General features: G+C 52.2%; 18 protein-coding genes and 2 pseudogenes. 7 read left to right on the forward strand and 13 right to left on the reverse strand.

The annotated features are described in order from the left end of the window. Window positions 1-79 precede the first annotated feature (79 nt). Window positions 80-1,495, reverse strand: coding sequence for a hypothetical protein (locus ACOTWU_RS14045; RefSeq protein WP_246893550.1), 1,416 nt, complete (start codon window positions 1,493-1,495; stop codon window positions 80-82). Window positions 1,496-1,693: 198 nt separating this feature from the next. On the opposite strand from ACOTWU_RS14045, the gene ACOTWU_RS14050 reads away from it, so the two are divergent. After that, window positions 1,694-1,933 (forward strand): hypothetical protein, encoded by a 240-nt coding sequence (locus ACOTWU_RS14050; protein ID WP_246893549.1) that lies wholly within the window; start codon window positions 1,694-1,696, stop codon window positions 1,931-1,933. Then, entirely contained in the window at window positions 1,933-2,250 is a 318-nt protein-coding gene (locus ACOTWU_RS14055) for a hypothetical protein (protein WP_126499293.1), read from the forward strand. The genes ACOTWU_RS14050 and ACOTWU_RS14055 overlap by 1 nt, the downstream gene beginning before the upstream one ends. A 139-nt stretch (window positions 2,251-2,389) precedes the next feature. On the opposite strand, the pseudogene ACOTWU_RS14060 reads toward ACOTWU_RS14055, so the two are convergent. Continuing rightward, window positions 2,390-2,584, reverse strand: a pseudogene (locus ACOTWU_RS14060) (PTS sugar transporter subunit IIBC); the annotation flags it as partial. Between the two features lie 179 nt (window positions 2,585-2,763). Between ACOTWU_RS14060 and ACOTWU_RS14065 the strand changes: the two are divergent. Then, window positions 2,764-3,792 (forward strand): Mal regulon transcriptional regulator MalI, encoded by a 1,029-nt coding sequence (locus ACOTWU_RS14065; protein ID WP_040117574.1) that lies wholly within the window; start codon window positions 2,764-2,766, stop codon window positions 3,790-3,792. Window positions 3,793-3,893: 101 nt separating this feature from the next. On the opposite strand, the gene ACOTWU_RS14070 is transcribed toward ACOTWU_RS14065, so the two are convergent. Both ACOTWU_RS14070 and manA read right to left on the reverse strand, forming a co-directional pair. Continuing rightward, complete coding sequence (locus tag ACOTWU_RS14070; RefSeq protein WP_039270897.1) at window positions 3,894-5,420, reverse strand: YdgA family protein; 1,527 nt, start codon at window positions 5,418-5,420, stop codon at window positions 3,894-3,896. Between the two features lie 99 nt (window positions 5,421-5,519). Continuing rightward, window positions 5,520-6,695: a mannose-6-phosphate isomerase gene (gene manA / locus ACOTWU_RS14075; RefSeq protein ID WP_003857564.1), complete on the reverse strand. Its 1,176-nt coding sequence runs from the start codon at window positions 6,693-6,695 to the stop codon at window positions 5,520-5,522. A 199-nt stretch (window positions 6,696-6,894) separates the two neighbouring features. On the opposite strand from manA, the gene fumA reads away from it, so the two are divergent. Both fumA and fumC read left to right on the forward strand, forming a co-directional pair. After that, window positions 6,895-8,541 (forward strand): class I fumarate hydratase FumA, encoded by a 1,647-nt coding sequence (gene fumA / locus ACOTWU_RS14080; RefSeq protein ID WP_015570656.1) that lies wholly within the window; start codon window positions 6,895-6,897, stop codon window positions 8,539-8,541. A 182-nt stretch (window positions 8,542-8,723) separates the two neighbouring features. Next, on the forward strand, window positions 8,724-10,118 hold the full coding sequence (gene fumC / locus ACOTWU_RS14085) for a class II fumarate hydratase (protein ID WP_017693543.1): 1,395 nt from the start codon (window positions 8,724-8,726) through the stop codon (window positions 10,116-10,118). Here fumC and tus read toward each other — a convergent pair whose 3' ends face one another. From tus to ACOTWU_RS14100, 3 genes and pseudogenes are all read right to left on the reverse strand, one after another. Next, window positions 10,119-11,048: a DNA replication terminus site-binding protein gene (tus, locus tag ACOTWU_RS14090; protein WP_040117576.1), complete on the reverse strand. Its 930-nt coding sequence runs from the start codon at window positions 11,046-11,048 to the stop codon at window positions 10,119-10,121. Window positions 11,049-11,122: 74 nt separating this feature from the next. Beyond that, window positions 11,123-12,421 carry a two-component system sensor histidine kinase RstB gene (gene rstB / locus ACOTWU_RS14095; RefSeq protein WP_017693541.1) on the reverse strand — a complete coding sequence of 433 codons (1,299 nt, stop codon included), beginning with the start codon at window positions 12,419-12,421 and terminating at the stop codon, window positions 11,123-11,125. Window positions 12,422-12,702: 281 nt separating this feature from the next. After that, window positions 12,703-12,929 (reverse strand): annotated as a pseudogene (locus ACOTWU_RS14100) (hypothetical protein). 151 nt (window positions 12,930-13,080) lie between these two features. Here ACOTWU_RS14100 and ACOTWU_RS14105 point away from each other — a divergent pair. After that, window positions 13,081-13,245: a YnfU family zinc-binding protein gene (locus tag ACOTWU_RS14105; RefSeq protein WP_213083756.1), complete on the forward strand. Its 165-nt coding sequence runs from the start codon at window positions 13,081-13,083 to the stop codon at window positions 13,243-13,245. Between the two features lie 161 nt (window positions 13,246-13,406). Here ACOTWU_RS14105 and ACOTWU_RS14110 read toward each other — a convergent pair whose 3' ends face one another. From ACOTWU_RS14110 to rstA, 3 genes are all read right to left on the reverse strand, one after another. Further along, window positions 13,407-13,625, reverse strand: a complete 219-nt coding sequence (locus ACOTWU_RS14110) for a cold shock domain-containing protein (RefSeq protein WP_017384577.1) — start codon at window positions 13,623-13,625, stop codon at window positions 13,407-13,409. 387 nt (window positions 13,626-14,012) lie between these two features. Beyond that, window positions 14,013-14,432, reverse strand: coding sequence for an anti-adapter protein IraM (iraM, locus tag ACOTWU_RS14115; protein ID WP_015570651.1), 420 nt, complete (start codon window positions 14,430-14,432; stop codon window positions 14,013-14,015). 390 nt (window positions 14,433-14,822) lie between these two features. Next, window positions 14,823-15,539, reverse strand: coding sequence for a two-component system response regulator RstA (gene rstA, locus ACOTWU_RS14120; protein WP_015570649.1), 717 nt, complete (start codon window positions 15,537-15,539; stop codon window positions 14,823-14,825). A gap of 127 nt (window positions 15,540-15,666) precedes the next feature. Between rstA and ACOTWU_RS14125 the strand changes: the two genes are divergently transcribed. Continuing rightward, on the forward strand, window positions 15,667-16,002 hold the full coding sequence (locus tag ACOTWU_RS14125; protein WP_017384576.1) for a GlpM family protein: 336 nt from the start codon (window positions 15,667-15,669) through the stop codon (window positions 16,000-16,002). On the opposite strand, the gene folM is transcribed toward ACOTWU_RS14125, so the two are convergent. The 3 genes from folM to ydgH all read right to left on the reverse strand — a co-directional run bounded on the left by folM (window position 15,999) and on the right by ydgH (window position 19,273). Continuing rightward, entirely contained in the window at window positions 15,999-16,721 is a 723-nt protein-coding gene (folM, locus tag ACOTWU_RS14130; RefSeq protein WP_003857550.1) for a dihydromonapterin reductase, read from the reverse strand. The two genes, ACOTWU_RS14125 and folM, sit on opposite strands and share 4 nt — an antisense overlap. A 39-nt stretch (window positions 16,722-16,760) precedes the next feature. Next, window positions 16,761-18,143: an amino acid permease gene (locus tag ACOTWU_RS14135; RefSeq protein ID WP_003857548.1), complete on the reverse strand. Its 1,383-nt coding sequence runs from the start codon at window positions 18,141-18,143 to the stop codon at window positions 16,761-16,763. A 185-nt stretch (window positions 18,144-18,328) separates the two neighbouring features. Then, window positions 18,329-19,273, reverse strand: coding sequence for a DUF1471 family protein YdgH (gene ydgH / locus ACOTWU_RS14140; RefSeq protein ID WP_000769339.1), 945 nt, complete (start codon window positions 19,271-19,273; stop codon window positions 18,329-18,331). Window positions 19,274-19,801 lie beyond the last annotated feature (528 nt).

A 19,801-nucleotide genomic window follows, 5' to 3' on the forward strand; every position in this document is an offset into this window, starting at 1 on the left:
CAATCACTTAAATGCACAGCATTTGTACGAATTAAATAAATATCGGGGTGGCAAGCCCCGATATTTATAAATTGAATTGTTAGATTATTTTCTTAACAATTAGCTGAGTTATTGTGTGAGCCTTTACAAGGTCTAGAATAGTGCTTGATGATTTAGGATTGACAGGAACTTTATTTAACCTGCTATCCAAATATTCAATCAACAAAGTGGCCGATTTGAAATCAGGAGATCTGCGTTTTATTGAAGGTTCGCTCAGCATTGTGAAAATTAATTTTCTATTGCTAAATGGGGACACCTCATCCATTGCGATATCTTGCTCTAAGGGGAACATAGACCCCCAAATTGCCATTCTTTGCTCCCAGTAGAAAAGATCGGTAATTGATATGTTGTTATCTTGAGAATATCTTTTAGCTCCAGTTAAGGTTAGCCAGTCATTAATCTTTCTTTCCAGGATTGGCCATTTTTTAGTTCCAGAAAGTATGGAGAGCGATTTAGCGCTAAATCCAAATATTGATGTGCCATAATACGACCTGAATATCTCTGCACCATTACCATTAATGTTCACCTTTTCAAAGTGAGAGTTTTTATAGTGGTAGTATATATTATCAATCTTAGGCAAATCCCTCCCACCAAGAACTGTTTTTTTGATTTCATTTTTGAACTCATTTGGTGCGGACGGAGGGGTTATAGCATTGAAATTTACACCCACTATCTTGGATAACTCTTTGGGAATGGACACATCTTCGTGGTTTGAGTTTTCCTCTCCAAATACATAATAATCGATGCTATCTTTAACAGATTCAGATGCCGCAAGAAGAATCCTGCTGTCAATGCCAGCCGTTATAGGCTGCATCAATTTATACCTTTCAGAGAGTGCTGAAATTGTATTCCTTATCATTGATGACGAGATGGCAATTGCATCACCACCAATCCTTGGGGACGGCATGCGATGCAACGAAAAATCACGTATAGACAGGTAGTGGTTTGGTATTAAATATCTGAACCTTTCATCTATAGAAGTTACTCCAAACCATGGGCTTTCTTTTCTTCTGTAGGCTTCATCACGCATCATCTCTTTTATATTTTCATTAATAACTGTGTTAAATCCAAATATGTGAGCAGCGTAATTTTCAGATGAAGTAATTAATTTTGCGCCATTATGCATCATAAATAGCGCTCTTTTGAATCCGCAAGCATCAGTCAGCATATATACATCTGAATTTATGATGAAAGCAATTACGTACCTTCCCGCCATCCCATCGGTAAATTCGAAAACACTTTCAAGGCTATCGCATGATGATACAGCGTCTACTATATCTCTAGGCGACATGCCAGGGTCGCAACTATTGACGATTTTGCCTATGATTAGACAATTGTCATTAGCGCAAACCTCTGATCCCTCCCCTAGGTGTACGCTCATTCCGTGCCATTCCATGTCGGGGGTGATGATTCCTCTTAGCGAGGCGTCTGATATAGCATATTGATTTCTGAACATTATTAACTCCATCCTGGCTCAATTTCAGAACATTTAAGCATGTTGATAACACCTATTGATGTGTACTTGTCGAATAACTTTAACATTATAAAAATCAGTGAATTCGGAAAGGTCTGAAGTTTAGCACCACTGTGAAACTTGATCGACCCTCATATTTGACGATACTGTATATACATACAGTTATTTTGTGAGGTGATTATGCCACGCACAGCAGACATTCATGCCGCGTTTGTTGCGGCCATAGAGTTAAACCCCAAGGGGTATCGTTACCTGAGCACAGACGCATTCGTAGAGAAATTGCGGGAATTCAACTGGCACTACACGCGCGAAGAAGCGAATGCCTGGATAGAGCGATACCAAAAAGACTTCGCTGACAAGACGACAGACGGTAGCGACAACAGGTACTGGATCCTGCGTAACATGGGGAGGGTGCACTGATGGGATTCCCTTCACCGGCGGCTGATTTCGTAGCACCGCGTTTATCTCCGGAAATTATCTGCGGGATCGGCATGGACAGCCGCATCCTCGAAACCTCGTCTGGCTTTGCGGTTATCGAGCCGTGCACCAGACTGGTTCAGAATCAGGTTCTGCTAATCCTCAACGGCGGACGGACTCAGTTTGCCAGGGTCATGGGCAGGGCGCTGATTTGTGATGATGGTGAAGCGATAGAGGGGGAGGCTGCGGAAGAGGTTGAGGTGATGGGGCGGGTGACGTTCTTCATCAACAGCGTGATGCAGGATGACAGGGTGGTGTGATGGGGCATGAGTGGGGCATAAAGTGACCGCGAAACGACGTTAGTTCATTGCACATGACAAATCGTATCGCGGCAACATAGCAGAAGTTACCGCACATCAATCCAACATCAAGCCACTTCGTTAAAAGACTTAATAGTCTCCAGATGAAGATCGCCTGAAGTACCGGATTTCCGAGGAAAGGGATCAGGGTAATGACGTCGTGGCTGCTTAACGAGCTGCCGATCCCCAGCATGATCCCGCAAAAAGAGAGAAGCGCCACGGGCAGCATAAAGGTTTTACCCAGTTGCTGGAAAAACTCCCACAGCGATATTTTTTGTGCTGCTTTCGTCGTCATAAAACGACTCCTTAAATGGTAGAAAGAGATTTAACGACCTCGATGGGGCGAGAAGATAAAACGTTTTATCAAACTTTAGTGCGCGCTAAATCACATTCTCAGGCTTTTACTGGTAGTATAAAGATAACGTATTGATAAAACGTTTTAGCGATCTCATTATCAAGGAGTCACGCCACCACATGGCTGTAGCGAAAAAGATCACCATCAACGATGTCGCGCTCGCGGCGGGGGTTTCCGTCAGCACCGTTTCGCTGGTATTGAGCGGGAAGGGGCGCATCTCTCCTGCAACGGGTCAGCGCGTCAACGAGGCCGTTGAGCAGCTGGGCTTTGTGCGTAATCGCCAGGCGTCGGCGCTGCGCGGTGGGCAAAGCGGGGTGATAGGGCTGATCGTTCGCGACCTCGCGTCGTCGTTTTATGCGGAACTGACCGCCGGGCTTACCGAGGCGCTTGAGGCTCAGGGGCGAATGGTTTTCCTGCTCCACGGTGGGCGCGAACCGGAGCAGCTGCTCTCCAGGCTGGATATGCTGCTGACGCAAGGGGTGGATGGGGTGATCGTGGCCGGCGCGTCCGGCGTGGGCAGTGAATTGTGTGAGCGCGCGGCGCAGAAAGGCGTACCGCTGGTGTTTGCGTCGCGCGCCAGCTATCTCGACGAAGCCGATACCCTTCGGCCAGATAACATGCAGGCCGCGCAAATGCTGACCGAGCATCTTATTCATCGCGGCCATCAGCGCATCGCCTGGCTCGGCGGTAAAAGCTCGTCCCTGACGCGTGCCGAGCGGGTGGGCGGTTACTGCTCCACGCTCATCAAATACGGCCTGCCGTTTCACAGCGAATGGGTGGTGGAGTGTGAATCCAGCCAGAAAAAAGCCGCGGAAGCCATCGGCACGCTGCTTCGCAACAGCCCGACGATCAGCGCGGTGATTTGCTATAACGACGTCATTGCGATGGGGGCGTGGTTCGGTTTGATCCGCGCCGGACGCCAGAGCGGTGAGGGCGGGGTAGAAACGTTCTTCGGCCATCAGGTGGCGCTGGGGGCATTTGCGGATGTCGGTGAAAATGCGTTAGACGATCTCCCCATCGTCTGGGCGACGACGCCGGCTCGTGAGATGGGGTACACCCTGGCAGACAGGATCATGCAGCGCATTGAAAATACGGACGTGCAGGCCGGGCATCAGATTGTGGCTGCGCGGTTAGTGACGGTGAAGTAAACGCTTTGCTTGCACGGGCCTACAACGACTCAGGATCGGAGGCCGGGTAAGCGTCAGCGCCACCCGGTAATAAAAAACCCCTCATGCGAGGGGTTTTTCGTTTACTGCTGCGGTACTGCCGGCGGCGCTGCCGGTTCAGCCGGTGCCGGCATGCCCAGCGTCGGCATACCAAACATACCGACAAACTCTTCCAGCGGCATTTTGTCGCCGTTGAGCGTCACCTGGCCATTCGCATATTGCAGGCTGGTGGAAATGGTGTTGTCTTCCACCTTCGTGATGCGGAACATCTGGCCCATCGCCGCCAGGCCTTTCACCTGTTGGTTTGCCAGTTTCCCTGCATCTTCTTCACCATACCCTTCAAGTTTCGCAATCTGCGTCATGAACTCGGTCGCCATATCCATCGGGATGGTCAGCTTGCTGTCGAGCGATTTCACGCTGCGGTCAACTTCTTGCGCCAGGGTCTGCGGTTCGCCGGTCGCAGCGGCCGGATCCTTCAGGAACAGCGACAGGTTGAAGTTGGTTTCGCCTTTGCCGTTTTTCCAGCTCAGTGGCGCAACGGTAATCACCGGCTCGCCCTTCAGCAGGATCGGCAGGTTATTAAACAGCACCGTCATCGCCTGCTGCTGGTACGCCTGCGGGTTCTGTTGCAGGGCGGCATCGGTCAGCAGAGCCTGGCTCTCTTTACTGTATTTCTGACTGAATTCATGCCACGCCTGGCCGTCAATGTTGCCGATTTTCAGAGACAGCTTACCGGTACCCAGATCCTGATTCTGTACTTTCAGGCTTTTCAGGCTGTAATCCAGCTGGGTGTTGATGCTTTTACCGTCTTTGGAGACGTCAGACTTACCGTCCAGATCCATGCCTTCCAGCACCGCCATCTCTTTGCCTTCGATCGCAATGGCGATCTTATCGAGGCTCAGTTTCTGGTCGCCGATACGCTCATCAAAATCGGTCATACGGCTATTGCCGCTGGCTTTAAGGTTGTTGAAGGTAAGCTGAACCTTCTGGTTATATTCATTGACTGAATTCACCAGGCCGCTGGCGGCATCGCCGGTCAGGGAGACATTCTTGCCGTCGCGATCGGCATCAAGCTGGAAATTACCGCCGCTGAAGGCGACTTTGTCGGTGCCTTGTTCGTAATTCAGGGCTTTCAGGTCGATGTCGGAATGCGTATCACCGGCATAGCTGATGCGGGTATTGATCTCAAACGGCGACTCATTTTTCGCCATATCGAAAATCGGCTTCGTCACCTCGTTATTCACCAGTACGGTTCTGGCGGATGCCATGGAGGGGATCAGGTTAAACTTTTTCAACTGCGCCAGCGGGAACGGACCGTGGCTGACCACTTCATCCAGCACCACGCTCTGGCCCGGTTTCAGCCAGGCGTTCTGATTACCCGCAACCGGCTTCACCACCACCTGCATATGGCTGGTAAACACGCCACGCTGGTAGTTCTGGTAGCTCAGCTCCAGACCTGCTTCAGGCGCGCTGCGCTTAATCTCGCTGTTTGCCTGCGTCATCATCTCTGCCAGACGGCTTTCCAGCTGTTTCCCGGTATACCAGGAAGCACCCGTCCAGATCACGCCTAAAGCAACAATCACTCCTACCGCTACGACCGATTTTTTCATTGCGATTATCCCTAAAATGAAACCAGGCGGTTAAAACCGCCTGGTGTTACAACGCCTGTTACTAGCTTAGCAAGAGTTGTTAAAAAATTCAGTAAGTCCCTAAAGCTTATTAAAAACACGCGCCAGGCGACCGGTGCCGCTCACCCGGACAGGCGACTCGTTGGCCGCGACAAAGGCGGATTCACCCGGTTTAAGCACCAGACGCTCGCTATCTTTATGCAACGTCGCTTCGCCTTCTACACAGAACAGGATCGCTGCGCTCTCCTGTGCAATGGCGGTTTCGTCTGCGCTGAGGTCGTGCAGCGAGAAGGCAAAATCGTCAACCGGAATCGGGAAGTCCAGCTCTGCGCCGTTTTTCACCGGCTGCGTAAGCAGCTCCGCAGCAGGTTTCGCCACGAACTTCACGTTGGCAACCAGCTCAGGGATGTCGATGTATTTTGGCGTCAGGCCCGCGCGCAGTACGTTATCGGAGTTAGCCATCACCTCCAGCGCCACGCCGTTCAGGTAGGCGTGCGGGGTTTCAGCGAACAGGAACATTGCTTCGCCCGGGTTGAGCTTCACCACGTTCAGCAGCAGCGGAGAGAAGAGACCGCTGTCGTCCGGATAAAACGCGGAAATTACGCGAATGGTGTCCCATGGCTCACCCTGCTGGCTGTTCAGCGCGGCTTTAAGCACCGCCAGCGCGTGGGATTTTTCCTCGCCCTGCATATTCAGCAGGCTGGCAAACAGCTCGCTCAAGGCTTCTGCGTTCGGGTTTTCCAGGAAATGGGCGATCGCGTTGTGAGCCCCGGCGACCGGTTGCAGCAGGGAGATGATCTCGGAAAACTCGCGGAAGGCATTCATCGCCAGGAAAGGGGTCAGGGCGAAAACCAGTTCCGGCTTGTGGTTAGGATCTTTGTAGTTACGCTCTGCGGCGTCTAACGGAATACCGGCGGCATTTTCTTTGGCAAAGCCCAGCTCAGAGGCTTTTTTGTTCGGGTGAACCTGAATGGAGAGCGGCTGGTCGGCGCACAATACCTTGAACAGAAACGGCAGCTCACCAAAACGATTCGCCACTTTATCGCCGAGCAGTGCGGCTTTGTCGGCGTCGATGACGTCACGCAGGCTGCGAACCTGGCCGCTGGCATCTTCAATTTTTGAGCTGCTCTTCGGATGCGCGCCCATCCACAGCTCTGCCATCGGCAGGTTGTCCGGGTTGGCGATACCGTAGAGATCCGTTAACGCAGTTTTACTTCCCCAGGCGTAGTTTTGCACTGAGTTGATGAGTTTTTGCATTATCAAGCCCTGATTCATATGTGGAATTAACTCCGCGTATTAAAGCAATAAACCGAATGGAAGTAACCTGCGGATGTAAAAAGTCGTACTAGTCTCAGTTTTTGTTAAAAAATTGTGTAGGATAAGCTGACTCGCTTTTAAGCCGGGCAGCGGAACATCTGCCCTGAATAAACAGACCGAAGCAGTAAGTGAGAGAACAATGTCGAATAAACCCTTCCATTATCAGGATCCTTTCCCCCTCAGTCAGGATCAGACCGAGTATTACCTGTTAACCCGCGATTACGTTTCTGTCTCTGAGTTTGAAGGGCAGGAGATCCTCAAAGTTGACCCGCAGGCGCTGACGTTGCTGGCGCAGCAAGCCTTCCATGATGCTTCCTTTATGCTCCGTCCGGCGCATCAGCAGCAGGTTGCTGATATCCTGAGCGACCCGGAAGCCAGTGAGAACGATAAGTACGTTGCTCTGCAATTCCTGCGTAACTCTGATATCGCGGCGAAAGGCATTCTGCCGACCTGCCAGGACACCGGCACGGCGATTATCACCGGTAAAAAAGGCCAGCGCGTCTGGACCGGCGGCGGTGACGAAGCGGCGCTGGCGCGCGGCGTTTACAATACCTACACCGAAGACAACCTGCGCTATTCGCAAAACGCGGCGCTGGATATGTACAAAGAGGTGAACACCGGCACCAACCTGCCTGCGCAGATTGACCTCTACAGCGTCGACGGTGACGAGTACAAATTCCTCTGCATCGCCAAAGGCGGCGGTTCAGCCAACAAAACCTATCTTTACCAGGAAACCAAAGCGCTGCTTACCCCGGGCAAGCTGAAGAATTATCTGGTCGAGAAGATGCGCACCCTCGGCACCGCGGCCTGCCCGCCGTACCATATCGCGTTTGTGATTGGCGGTACGTCTGCCGAAAGCACCCTGAAAACCGTTAAGCTGGCCTCAACCAAATACTACGATGGCCTGCCAACGGAAGGTAACGAACATGGTCAGGCGTTCCGGGACGTGCAGCTTGAGCAGGAACTGCTGGCCGAAGCGCAGAATCTGGGCCTGGGCGCGCAGTTTGGCGGCAAATACTTCGCGCATGACATTCGCGTGATCCGCCTGCCGCGCCACGGTGCTTCCTGTCCGGTGGGCATGGGCGTCTCATGCTCGGCGGATCGCAACATCAAGGCGAAGATCAACCGCGACGGCATCTGGATCGAGAAGCTGGAGAACAACCCGGGCAAATATATTCCTGAAGAACTGCGTAAAGCGGGCGAGGGGGAAGCGGTTCGCGTGGACCTGAATCGTCCGATGAAAGAGATCCTCGCGCAGCTTTCGCAATATCCGGTTTCAACGCGCCTTTCCCTGAACGGGACGATTATCGTGGGCCGCGACATCGCCCATGCGAAGCTGAAAGAGCGCCTGGACAACGGCGAAGGGCTGCCGCAGTACATTAAAGATCACCCGATCTACTACGCAGGCCCGGCAAAAACGCCTGACGGGTATGCTTCCGGCTCGTTAGGCCCAACCACAGCGGGCCGTATGGACTCCTACGTCGACCAGTTGCAGGCCAACGGCGGCAGCATGATCATGCTGGCGAAAGGCAACCGCAGCCAGCAGGTGACGGACGCGTGCCACAAGCACGGCGGCTTCTACCTCGGCAGCATAGGCGGCCCGGCAGCGGTGCTGGCGCAGGGCAGTATCAAGAGCCTGGAGTGCGTGGAGTACCCGGAACTGGGTATGGAAGCGATCTGGAAAATTGAAGTGGAAGACTTCCCGGCGTTCATCCTCGTGGATGACAAAGGTAACGACTTCTTCAAACAGATCCAGTCTTCCCAGTGTTCGGCGTGTGTGAAGTAATTCTGTAAATTGCCGGGTGGCGCTGACGCTTACCCGGCCTGCATTCTCGTAGGTCGGGTAAGGCGCAGCCGCCACCCGACATCAAAAAGAGCGCACAAAGCGCCATAACGTTTCTCAGAAGTCATCAATACTTATCTCTTAAGCATGTGAGCAATCCCATCTTTGTTATCAAGGAGTAAGTAATGACAATGCATCGCCGCGAGAAAGACTCCATGGGCGCCATCGACGTCCCGGCCGACAAGCTATGGGGCGCACAAACTCAGCGTTCCCTGGAGCATTTCCGCATTTCGACAGAGAAAATGCCCGTCTCGCTAATCCAGGCGCTGGCGTTGACCAAACGCGCTGCCGCCAAAGTCAATCAGGATCTGGGCCTGCTGGATGCCGATAAAGCCACCGCCATCATCAATGCCGCCGACGAAGTGCTGGCGGGCAAACATCCCGACGAATTCCCCCTTGCCATCTGGCAGACCGGCTCAGGCACCCAGAGCAACATGAACATGAACGAGGTGCTGGCGAACCGCGCAAGCGAGCTGCTTGGCGGCGTGCGCGGCATGGAGCGCAAGGTCCACCCGAACGATGACGTGAACAAAAGCCAGAGTTCCAACGACGTGTTCCCGACGGCCATGCACGTGGCGGCCGTCATCGCAATCCGCGAGCAGCTTATCCCGCAGCTCAACGTGCTTAAATCTACGCTTAACGAGAAAGCGCAGGCCTTCCGCGACATCGTTAAAATTGGTCGTACGCACCTTCAGGACGCCACGCCGCTGACGCTTGGTCAGGAGATCTCCGGCTGGGTGGCAATGCTGGAGCACAATCTTAAGCATATCGACAACAGCCTGCCGCATCTGGCGGAGCTGGCGCTCGGCGGGACGGCGGTGGGCACTGGCTTAAACACCCATCCCGAGTACGCGGTGCGCGTGGCCGAAGAGCTGGCGAAGATCACCGGGCAGCCGTTTGTTACCGCTCCGAATAAATTCGAAGCGCTGGCGACCTGTGATGCGCTGGTGCATACCCATGGCGCGCTGAAAGGGCTGGCGGCCTCGCTGATGAAAATCGCCAACGACGTGCGCTGGCTGGCCTCCGGCCCGCGCTGCGGCATCGGCGAAATCAGCATTCCGGAAAACGAGCCGGGCAGCTCCATTATGCCGGGTAAAGTGAACCCGACGCAGTGCGAAGCCATGACCATGCTGTGCTGTCAGGTGATGGGTAATGACGTGGCGGTCAACATGGGCGGCGCGTCGGGTAACTTCGAGCTTAACGTCTATCGCCCGATGGTGATCCACAACGTACTGCAATCGATTCGTCTGCTGGCCGATGGCATGGAGAGCTTTAACGAGCACTGCGCGGTGGGCATTGAGCCTAATCGCGAGCGAATCAGCCAGCTGCTGAATGAGTCTCTGATGCTGGTAACGGCGCTGAACACCCATATTGGTTATGACAAAGCGGCCGAAATCGCTAAAAAAGCGCACAAAGAGGGGCTTACCCTGAAAGCCTCTGCGCTGGCGCTGGGCTACCTGACGGACGCCGAGTTTGATGCCTGGGTCCGCCCGGAAGCGATGGTGGGCAGCCTCAGATAATCACTGCGCCACATACAGGTGCAGCCGCGGAATAATCAGCTGTAGCGGCTGCGCCTGGGGTTTATAGCGATGCTGAACGTTTTCAGCATCGTAATTCAGCAGTTCCCCGATATCCGGCACCACCGCACCCTGATCGGCATCGTAGAGCGCAATCAGCGGCGTCGGGCAGGCGTATTGCACCTGCTTTTGTTGTCCGGCGTACCAGACGCGGGCGATAGGCTGTACCTTCACCGGACGCTTTATTTTAAGACGGGTATCAGCTGGTAGGGAGGCAATGCTGTGGTACTCCTGCTCCAGCCGTTCAATCCACTGTTCCCGCGACCACGGGGCGACCGTTCGCGGCGATTTCAGGCTTTTCTCCAGCTGAGCCAGGATCTCATCGCGCGTGAAATTTTTAATGATGTGCTTGTTGGCCCAGCCGAAGCGCAGCGTGGCGGGGTGGCGCAGTACCGTCAGCGTGCGGTAAGCATTCAGGGTGATCAGCCCCGGAAGCTGTCGATGCACCCATTCAAAACGGGCAGCCGGCGCCAGCCCGGACTCAACGGTTACAATCTTCTCAAAGGCGGCTTTCAGCGTATTGATATGCGTAATCTGCGCCTCAATTCCTTCACGCGTTGCGGCATCCGTTTGCAGGCAGATGACGCCGGGCAGGCGAACGGCGGCCTTACTGCTGCGATTTTCAGACTGCTGCTGGATGAAAAGGCGACGAAAGTGCTGCAACGTCATTTCCAGCGCCGCCTTGCCAATATGCTGCGTCACCTCAATGGTGTTCAGCGGGTCGTGCTCGGCGCCTTTCACCACCTCGGGCAGAGAAAAGACGCGGGCGGCCAGCAGGCGGCAGTCCTGAAGTTGCCCCGTGAGGGTCAGTAACGCCTGCTCTATTTCCCGAAATGTGGTGTTAAGCCTTTCGATGAGATCGTAAGTTGCCATGGCAGCCCTTAATTAGTTACAACATACTTTTGATATAGCACAACACGCCGGGTCAGGCCAGCGTGCGGTTTAGGTCAGGCAGGTACGGGAAGGGGAATATTGTGATAGATCGGCCAGCTAAAGACGAACCGGGCCCCACCCAGCTCGCTCGCTTCGCAGCGAACCGAACCGCCCATCGCCTGGGCAATAGAACGGACAATTGCCAGCCCCAGACCACAGCCGCCGGTAGCCCGATCGCGGCTGGGATCGAGGCGCACAAACGGCTCAAAAACTTTTTCACGCTCCGCCGGCTCAATGCCGGGGCCATCGTCTTCCACACACAGAATCGCCTGGCTTCCCTGCAAATCTAAACCTATGCGCAGCGTCGTTTCGCTGTAGCGCATGGCGTTGTTCATCAGATTATCCAGCACGCGTTCCATCAGGCGCATGTCCAGTGCGCCGTACGCGCCGGGGGTAATGGCTGTCAGCAGTTTTCGCTGAGGGTTAACGCTCTGCACATCGTTAATATGCGTCTGTAGCCAGACGGGGAGATCCGGTGTACTGAGGTGCAACTCCGTCTGAGGCCGATCGAGGCGGGCATAGGTCAGCAGCTCTTCAATCAGCGCTTCAAGCTGGCCGATATCCCGATTGAGCGCCTGCGATTCCGCCCCGGTGAGGTTCTCGCTCATCTCCAGGCGATAACGCAGGCGTACCAGCGGAGTGCGCAGTTCATGCGCAATGCCGTCGATCAGCTGCTTCTTGCTGGCAATCAGGGCGTTGATGTTATCGGCCATCTGGTTGAAGGCAATACCGAGCCGGTCAAAACTGGAACCGCTGTCGAAATGTATGCGTTCAGTTAAATGACCCTCTCCAAAACGCTGTGCGGCGGATTCCAGTTTCAGCATGTCCTGCCAGTGCGGTCGCATCCAGATGAACACAGGTAAAGCGAGCGAAATGGCAATAAAGCCCAGCAGAGCGAGATCCAGCAGGCGCATCTGGTGCAGGTAATAGAGATAGGGCACTGGCCCGACGGCCAGAACATAATGGCTGCGCGGAATACGCTGAATGAAGGTATATTTCTCGTCCAGTGCGACGATGTCTCCGTCGCGCAGACGCTGCATCGCAGGCGGCGCTAAGTCAAAATCCTTCATGGGTTCGATACGCAAATCAAACGACAGATTCAGATCCAGCTCTTTTAACGTGCGCGCCCAGTCATGAGGAGGAATTTCTCGCAGCTCGCTACGCATCAGATAGAGCGAGCTTTTCATCAGATCGTCCAGGGATTGCCTGCCCGCGCGCTCTGCGGTGAATTTGTAGACCAGCCCGACCAGCATGGTCATCACCAGAAAGCAGACAAACAGCAGGAGATAAAACTGCACAAACAGCTTTTTCATTGGATAGCACCGCTAAATCAATCAATTAAGAACCCGGCTTTACTTCGTCAGCCCTGCGTGGACATCCATATCACCACAGGAACGAAGAAGGTTGATGATACACTTTCTTCGGAAACAGAGGGAGCAAAGTGAGCAGCACGATTATGCGGAATAGTTAAATTTAAAGGGCAATGTCGTAAAAAAGCCTGCATTTTGCAGGCATTAATAATGATGGATTGTAATTTTTCTCATTCTGAGTGAAATAAATGCTGTGTTGTTAACCGGACTAGTGACAGAAAATATTATAAATATTGTTTGGCAGCATCAGATATTTCCTGAGAGGTAAGTTCCCTGTCTGAAGCAACATAGATAGAATTATGATCTCCCGTCAACGACGGAAAGCTTGCAGTCATGATCTGAAGATTAATTTCTTCACCATCCGGATATGTCTGGCGTACAGACGTTATGCCCTTAAGCACGATAATGACTTTGCTGGGGTTGGCATTAAAAAAATGATCACCTTTTTCATATATCACTCTATATCTCTTTGTGATTGTGTAAGGTAAGTATGTTCCAGAAGCGTGGCTCCTTTCCATTTTTTGCTCTCTTTGGGAAATAAAAGCAAGCAATATCCTGCCTTAACGTGTATGGTGGCAATCCTTTTCATTCAGGAGCAGCCTATGTCGGGACGTAAAAACTCGCAACTTCGTCGCAATTATTTAGTCAAATGTTCATGTCCAAACTGCGCTAAAGAGTCAGAGCACAGTTTCACTCGCATACAAAAGGGGGCCCAGCTTGTCTGTCCCTACTGTAGCGCTTTGTTTAAATCCTCTCAGCGTCTCTGAAGAAATACTCATACAAGAAGTGGAAGAGACGATGTTTTTCGCGGCCGCCTGACCTCAATAACACTTTACTGATTTACAAGCAGTTAGCATCGGATTGTAGACTGCTTGTGCAGTCCACGAGCCAGAAGCAACATCATCGTCAACGCGGCTGTGTGCTGATATTATTTATCGCAAAGCGTTACATTCGCAGCAGCAGGGCCTTTATCGCCGCTTACGATGATAAATTCGACTTTCTGACCTTCAAAAAGTGTTTTGAAGTTCTCTCCCTGAAGGGCAGAGAAATGCACGAAAACATCTTTGCTGCCATCTACAGGGGAGATAAAACCAAAGCCTTTATCTTCCTTAAACCACTTAACCAGACCTAAAATTTTTGATGACATAAAGACTCCATTTGAACATTTCCGAAGTGATATAAAAGCTAATAAACATATAATGCTAAGGTGTGGACTCAAAAGGAGGGGATATCAGCGATAGCGCCTGGTTATGAGGATTGTCATGCAACTTGTCCAACTATTATTGGATCGGACTAACGAGACCATTAATGCACGGGCAGGGTTAATTAGCAATTTTTATTTTAGCCTTCCGGATGGCTTGCTTAAAATTGCACAATAAAAATTAATTTGGTACAAGAAGCCAGAGTTGCCAGGCGTGACTACAGCCCAAATGTCCCCACAGGAGCATTTGGGCTGTAGTCACGGAGATTTATCCGGACAAAGGCGGTGCAGCAGAAATATTAATTATCTTGATCTCAATATTTCCGATTTTCGCTAATGTCTGGATTTACCTGTGCTGACAATCAGTGGGTTGGTGGCAAACCCATGCGGGCATTTCCGCGCGTTGCAATGCACCGCGTAAGTGCATATCTCCTCGTGCTGGTTTCGATTGTATGGGCAGGCCATCTTGTTTTTAATTTCACTCCACAACATTTCGTTGTAAGGTGATATGTTGTATATCGATATAGGCTTGAAAACACCATTTATGAAGACGCCATTTTTTGTCGGATATATCCTGTCACCGGGGTACAAATAGACATCGCTTTCATACCAAATGATGAGTTTCAAGAACTTGAGTCCCAAGATGCTTGAATAAACGATTCCCGTGTTAGGACAAATTACCGAGCTAATGACTCTCCATGACATTGCTATACCTCTTTCATTAAATAATTGAGAGAGTATAAGGTTTAGCATGAGAATTAGATTTCTGCAAACACGTAAGCTATTGAAAAAGATCGATATTATTTATATGTTTGCCATTATCCCCTTTGTTTTCATAAGGATAAGATAATGATTAAGTCAATTGTAAAGATCATTTTTAGCCTAATGTGCATTTAAGTGACGGATTTTTGATCGATGATGGTGCCTGCTCTGCTGAATATATATTGTACTATAGCAATCAAATACATTAGCGCTACTTTTGTTTACGCGAAAAATGCACATCGAAATAGAACTGGAGAGAGGAATCAGACCAGGGGATATGTCATAACTGACGATGCATATAATCGATAACTTTCGACGAATATCGATAACAATTCCGATGCATCGTCAGTTATTTTTCGAATATTCCTGTTTGCTCCTTTTTCAGGTTTCCCAGGCGTGCGGTGCAAACAGATAGCCCTTGTTGCGTACGGTTTTGATGCGGTAAGGTTCCGTGGCGTTATCCAACAGTTTTTTACGCAGTCGTGAAATCGCCACATCAACGCTACGATCCATTCCGTCGTAACTTACGCCGCGCAGATTTTTCAGTAATGCATCCCGGTCCATAATTTGTCCGGCATGGGTTGCTAGCTCCCACAGCAGGTCAAAATCTGCGGTTGAGAGCGCAATCAGCTCCCCGGAAAGCATAACCTGCCGGTTGACCGGGTCGATAGAAAGTGTGCCGAAACGCATCGCTTTATGCGGCGTTAAGGAGGGCGCAGGCGCTTCACGCTCAGCGCTGGCACGCTGACGCAGATGGAGGCGTAAACGGGCTAGCAGAACCGCCGGCGGCGTGGTTTTCAGGATGTAGTCGTTTGCGCCCATCTCAAGCGACAGAATATGATTCATATCGCTGTCGAGAGAGGTCAGCAGCACGATCGGGCCGTCCCATTTCGCGCGCAGATCCCGGCAGAGCGTCATACCATCTTTCCCGGGCAGCATGATGTCCAGCAACACCAGATCCGGATTTTCGCGGTTGACGACGTCTTCAGCGCGATCGCCACGAGGCTCGACAACCACTTCCATATCATGTTTACCCAGATAAGCGGCGATTAATTGCCCCACCTCGGGTTCATCTTCAACATAAACAATCTTATTCATACAACGTCTGTCATCGCGAAAAACGTCAACATACACCGCGCAACCTTAACCTTCCATTAATCTTTCAAAATTAGCCGGAGTTCCGTTATCCTGCACGGGAATGTTATTTGATTGTTAAGGGAAAAGAATGGGGCTGGTGATAAAAGCCGCGCTAGGTGCGCTGGTCGTGTTGCTGATTGGGGTGCTGGCTAAAACGAAGAACTACTATATTGCCGGGCTGATCCCGCTGTTTCCCACCTTTGCGTTAATCGCGCACTATATTGTGGCCTCTGAGCGGGGTATTGAGGCACTGCGCGCCACCATTGTGTTCGGGATGTGGTCGATCATCCCATATTTTATCTACCTGCTGTCGCTGTGGTACTTCACCGGTTTTATGCGTCTGCCCCTGGCGCTGGGCGGGGCGGTGGTCTGCTGGAGCCTCAGCGCCTGGGTGCTCATCTTCTTCTGGAGCCGCTTTCACTAGCGCAGCGGGCGGCCACCGTCCACGGCAAACGTTCGGCCCGTGACGTAACAGCTGGTCAGCAGATAATCGATCAGGTCGATCACCTCTTTCTCGCCGGGCGCAATTTTCATTAACGACTTGTTGAGCGCCTGCTGACGATACTCGGCATCATCGCCTTCGTTAAATAAAATCATCGCCGGAGCAATCGCGTTGACCTTTACCTCGGGCGCCAGCTTGCGTGCGAAAGAGCGGGTCATATTATCCAGCGCGGCTTTGCTGGCCGCATAGGCGATGTGTTTGTCGCTTCCTCGCTCCACCACGTAATCGGTGAAATGGATAATGTCTCCTGCGGCATGGCCGTGTCCGCGCAGTAAATCCTGTAGGGCATGGTTGAGCAGATAAGGCGCATTAACGTGGATCTGCATCATGCAGGCGAGCGTTTCGCTGAGTGAATGTCCTGCTTTTTCGGGAAGCCAGGTACTGGCGTTGTGAATAACCGCCCGCAGTCCGTGGGTGGTCGACTTCACTTTGTCCGCGAAGGCGAGAATACCTTCATCTGTGGAGAAATCCGCCTGAATGCAGACTGCTCCGGCATTTCGTAGCCCTTCAATGGAGGGATATTCCGTGCGGTAACTGACGATAACCGGATGGCGAAGATTGAGAAAGTGATGGGCGAGGGCGAGGCCAATGCGGCGGCCTGCGCCAGTGATCAATATTGGGCGTTGCTGCGTGTGTCCCATCGTAATCTCCTTTTCAGTTCAACAATGGGACAGGCGGCGCTATCCCATTAACATCCACGTTGCCGGTACGGCAGCGACTAACAGCAAACCTATCAATGCCATTTCGCGGCGCTTAAGGGCATTATCAAGCTGATGTGTACGGCGAGCGTAGATAAACACCAGCAGGCCCGGCGCGTAGAGCACCACGGACAGCAGCAGATGCATCGGTCCGGAAGCATACAACAACCATAGACCGTAAATACAGGCACCGACGCCTACCGCATAGTGTGCCGGGCGGGTCGCAATTTTTAACAGATATGCGCCCACTAAGAAATAGGGTACCAGAATCATCTCGGAGGCGATGGTCAGCAGCGTGTTATAGTCCGATCCTGTGAGCCAGATCAGCACCAGACAGACCTGCACGCTGATGTTGGTGAGCCACAGAGAGGCCGATGGCGCACTGTTTTTGTTCTGACGGGCAAACAGGCGCGGGAACGCTTTGTGCGTGGCGGCCAGGAACGGGACTTCCGCTGCCATAATGGTCCAGCTCAGATAGGCGCCGCAAACGGAAACAATCAGACCCGCCGCGATAATCACGTCCCCCCAGGGACCCAACATTTTCACCATCAGCCCGGCCATGGACGGGTTACGCATTTCCGCCAGTTCAGGGCGAGCTACCACGCCGAGCGACAGCAGCGTCACCAGCAGATAAACGCCCAGCGCCGCCAGTACGGCCAGCAGCGTGGCGCGTCCCACATCGCGCTTGTTACGCGCGCGGGCAGAGACCACGACGGCACCTTCAACGCCGATGAACACCCACAGGGTGATCAGCATGGTATTTTTCACCTGTTCCCAAACGGGTACGCCCAGCGCAATGCCGCTGAAATCGAGCGTAAAGACATCGAGACGGAAGGCGAGGAAGGCCAGCACGACGAACAGGCCAAGCGGCACCAGCTTGGCCAGCGTCGCCACCAGGTTAATGCTGGCTGCGGTCTGGACGCCACGCAAAATCAGCCAGTGAACTATCCACAGCAGGACCGAGGCGCCGACGATGGACTGCCAGGTATTGCCGTCGCCAAACAGGCGCAGTTCGGGCGTATCGGTAAAGAAGCTGAGCGCCGAGAAGACGATAACCAGATAGGAGACGTTGGCGATCACCGCGCACAGCCAGTAACCCCAGGCGGAGCAGAAGCCGATCAGCTCGCCGAAACCTTCCCGGGCGTAAGTGAATATTCCGCCGTCCAGATCCGGTCGGATACGGGTCAGCAGCAGCATGGCGAACGCCAGCAGCAAAATCCCGACACCGGTAATGCCCCAGCCAATCAGTAATGCGGCCGGGCTGGCGACGGCCGCCATGTTCTGCGGCAAACTGAATACGCCCGCGCCCAGCATTGAGCTCAATACAAGTGCAGTTAAAGCACTCAGGCCAAGTTTCTTTTCCATTGGCTTCCTGTTATGAAAAGTCCAAATCCAGAATAATTATTTCGCTAAGGCGCATAAAAATGGTGGATCACGCTAAGGCGCGGGATTTTACGGAGTGTGAAGGATGCATGCAATGACGTGTGGCAGAAATCAGAAAAAAAGTAACAAAAAAGGCGGCACTGCGCCGCCTTTATGAAACCGTTTTGTTACTTGTACAGATCGGCGCTGATGGTCAGGTTGTTACCACGTTCCTGCCACTGGCGGGTGATGTGGTAATACTTCGCGCCTTTCTTCGCAGCACGTTTCGCCACCTGATAGGAGATTTCCGTCATGTTGCCATAGTTGCCCGTAAACTTGATGCTGTCGAACGGCACCATCTGCGCGGCAGTGGCTTTGTTCAGCTCTTCAATTTTCGTGCCGTCTGGTAACGTAACGGTATAACGACCGCCTTTGGTGGATTGGGTTTCAAAGAAACGACCCACTTCAGCGCTTGGTGCCGCCGAGGTTGCAACGCCCGGAATTTCCACTTTCTTCGCTTCTTCACCGCCTTTCGCTAACGCGGCACGTCCCGCATCTGAATCCGCTGGAATGGCATCCGGGCTTTGTACTACGCGTTTTTTCGCATCTTGCTTATAGATGAAGGCGGTGATGCGCTGGTTTCCGCCTTGGTTGGCATCAACCTGACGCACGATATAGAACGCGTAAGCGCCTTTTTCTCTCGCGGCTTTGGTGATGGCATCGTTAACTTCAGGCTGGCTGCGGTAGAAGCCCTGAACGGTCACGGTGTCATACGGTTCCAGCTGAACAGCCTGATCTTTCGGCAGTTCAACAATGCCGTTAATCACGCGGTTTTTCTGTTCATCTGCTTTTGGGGCATTCTCTTTGTACAGCGCAATCGTCACGCGCTGGTTGCCGCTGTTGCCCTGATCGGACTGGTCAACAACGTAAAACGAGGCAGCGCCGTTTTTATCGGCGGCTTTTGATGCGGCGGCGACGGCATCGCCAATTGAGTTATAGCGACCCACAATGACCGTATGGTCAAAAGGTTTTAACGCTGCCGCTTGCTCCGGCGTCAACTCTGTCGCGGCATTCGCAGACAGGGCGGTCGCGGAAAGAAGTGCGGACGCCAGGAGTGTGTTCTTAAGCTTCATAAAAATAATCCTTCGCCTTGCGCAAACCATGTACTGGTGTTGTTGTTAATTTGAGACGGTCCCGATTATGGCATTTAACACCCGTCGCTGTCTGCGGCATTTTTCACAGCCTGTGCTCACCAAAGGACCTGATTCGATAACATTTTGTGATATGTGGAAAAAACAGGCGCTTCACAAGCAAAACTGATTAAGCATATGACTTTTACAAGTTAATTTAATGTTAATGAGTTGTTCTTTTATGGCGCTATATCATGTTTTTACCGCTTCGCTTGCGCGATTTATCGGTCCTGAAGGCGAATTTAAGGTAAATATCTCTGTCAGTGACCCCGATCGCTTATTTTTCACAGATAAAGTAAGAAATAGTGTTTTCTGGCGGTAGATCACGGGCGCTATTTTCAGTAGGTTATAGAAAGTTTGTTACTGTTTTATTTTCCGGGGTTAATCATTCTCCGTTGTTATCTCGATGGTGAAAATTGATACAAACCGTGGGCAATTATCGACAAACCATCATCAAAAACCGATGGAAGG

This window comes from Enterobacter cloacae complex sp. GYL001 (assembly GCF_049237125.1).
GTDB classification, from domain to species: Bacteria; Pseudomonadota; Gammaproteobacteria; order Enterobacterales; family Enterobacteriaceae; genus Enterobacter; species Enterobacter hormaechei_C.

What these genes read in the sequence shown, in the direction of transcription:
- fumC (WP_017693543.1), top strand. Translation starts at nt 8,724, where the DNA reads ATGACAATGCATCGCCGCGAGAAAGACTCCATGGGCGCCATCGACGTC.
- ACOTWU_RS14125 (WP_017384576.1), top strand. Translation starts at nt 15,667, where the DNA reads ATGGGGCTGGTGATAAAAGCCGCGCTAGGTGCGCTGGTCGTGTTGCTG.
- ACOTWU_RS14055 (WP_126499293.1), top strand. Translation starts at nt 1,933, where the DNA reads ATGGGATTCCCTTCACCGGCGGCTGATTTCGTAGCACCGCGTTTATCT.
- iraM (WP_015570651.1), bottom strand. Translation starts at nt 14,432, where the DNA reads ATGCTAAACCTTATACTCTCTCAATTATTTAATGAAAGAGGTATAGCA.
- ACOTWU_RS14110 (WP_017384577.1), bottom strand. Translation starts at nt 13,625, where the DNA reads ATGTCATCAAAAATTTTAGGTCTGGTTAAGTGGTTTAAGGAAGATAAA.
- rstB (WP_017693541.1), bottom strand. Translation starts at nt 12,421, where the DNA reads ATGAAAAAGCTGTTTGTGCAGTTTTATCTCCTGCTGTTTGTCTGCTTT.
- ACOTWU_RS14135 (WP_003857548.1), bottom strand. Translation starts at nt 18,143, where the DNA reads ATGGAAAAGAAACTTGGCCTGAGTGCTTTAACTGCACTTGTATTGAGC.
- tus (WP_040117576.1), bottom strand. Translation starts at nt 11,048, where the DNA reads ATGGCAACTTACGATCTCATCGAAAGGCTTAACACCACATTTCGGGAA.
- ACOTWU_RS14105 (WP_213083756.1), top strand. Translation starts at nt 13,081, where the DNA reads ATGTCGGGACGTAAAAACTCGCAACTTCGTCGCAATTATTTAGTCAAA.
- ACOTWU_RS14050 (WP_246893549.1), top strand. Translation starts at nt 1,694, where the DNA reads ATGCCACGCACAGCAGACATTCATGCCGCGTTTGTTGCGGCCATAGAG.
- ACOTWU_RS14070 (WP_039270897.1), bottom strand. Translation starts at nt 5,420, where the DNA reads ATGAAAAAATCGGTCGTAGCGGTAGGAGTGATTGTTGCTTTAGGCGTG.
- folM (WP_003857550.1), bottom strand. Translation starts at nt 16,721, where the DNA reads ATGGGACACACGCAGCAACGCCCAATATTGATCACTGGCGCAGGCCGC.
- ACOTWU_RS14065 (WP_040117574.1), top strand. Translation starts at nt 2,764, where the DNA reads ATGGCTGTAGCGAAAAAGATCACCATCAACGATGTCGCGCTCGCGGCG.
- fumA (WP_015570656.1), top strand. Translation starts at nt 6,895, where the DNA reads ATGTCGAATAAACCCTTCCATTATCAGGATCCTTTCCCCCTCAGTCAG.
- manA (WP_003857564.1), bottom strand. Translation starts at nt 6,695, where the DNA reads ATGCAAAAACTCATCAACTCAGTGCAAAACTACGCCTGGGGAAGTAAA.
- ACOTWU_RS14045 (WP_246893550.1), bottom strand. Translation starts at nt 1,495, where the DNA reads ATGTTCAGAAATCAATATGCTATATCAGACGCCTCGCTAAGAGGAATC.
- rstA (WP_015570649.1), bottom strand. Translation starts at nt 15,539, where the DNA reads ATGAATAAGATTGTTTATGTTGAAGATGAACCCGAGGTGGGGCAATTA.
- ydgH (WP_000769339.1), bottom strand. Translation starts at nt 19,273, where the DNA reads ATGAAGCTTAAGAACACACTCCTGGCGTCCGCACTTCTTTCCGCGACC.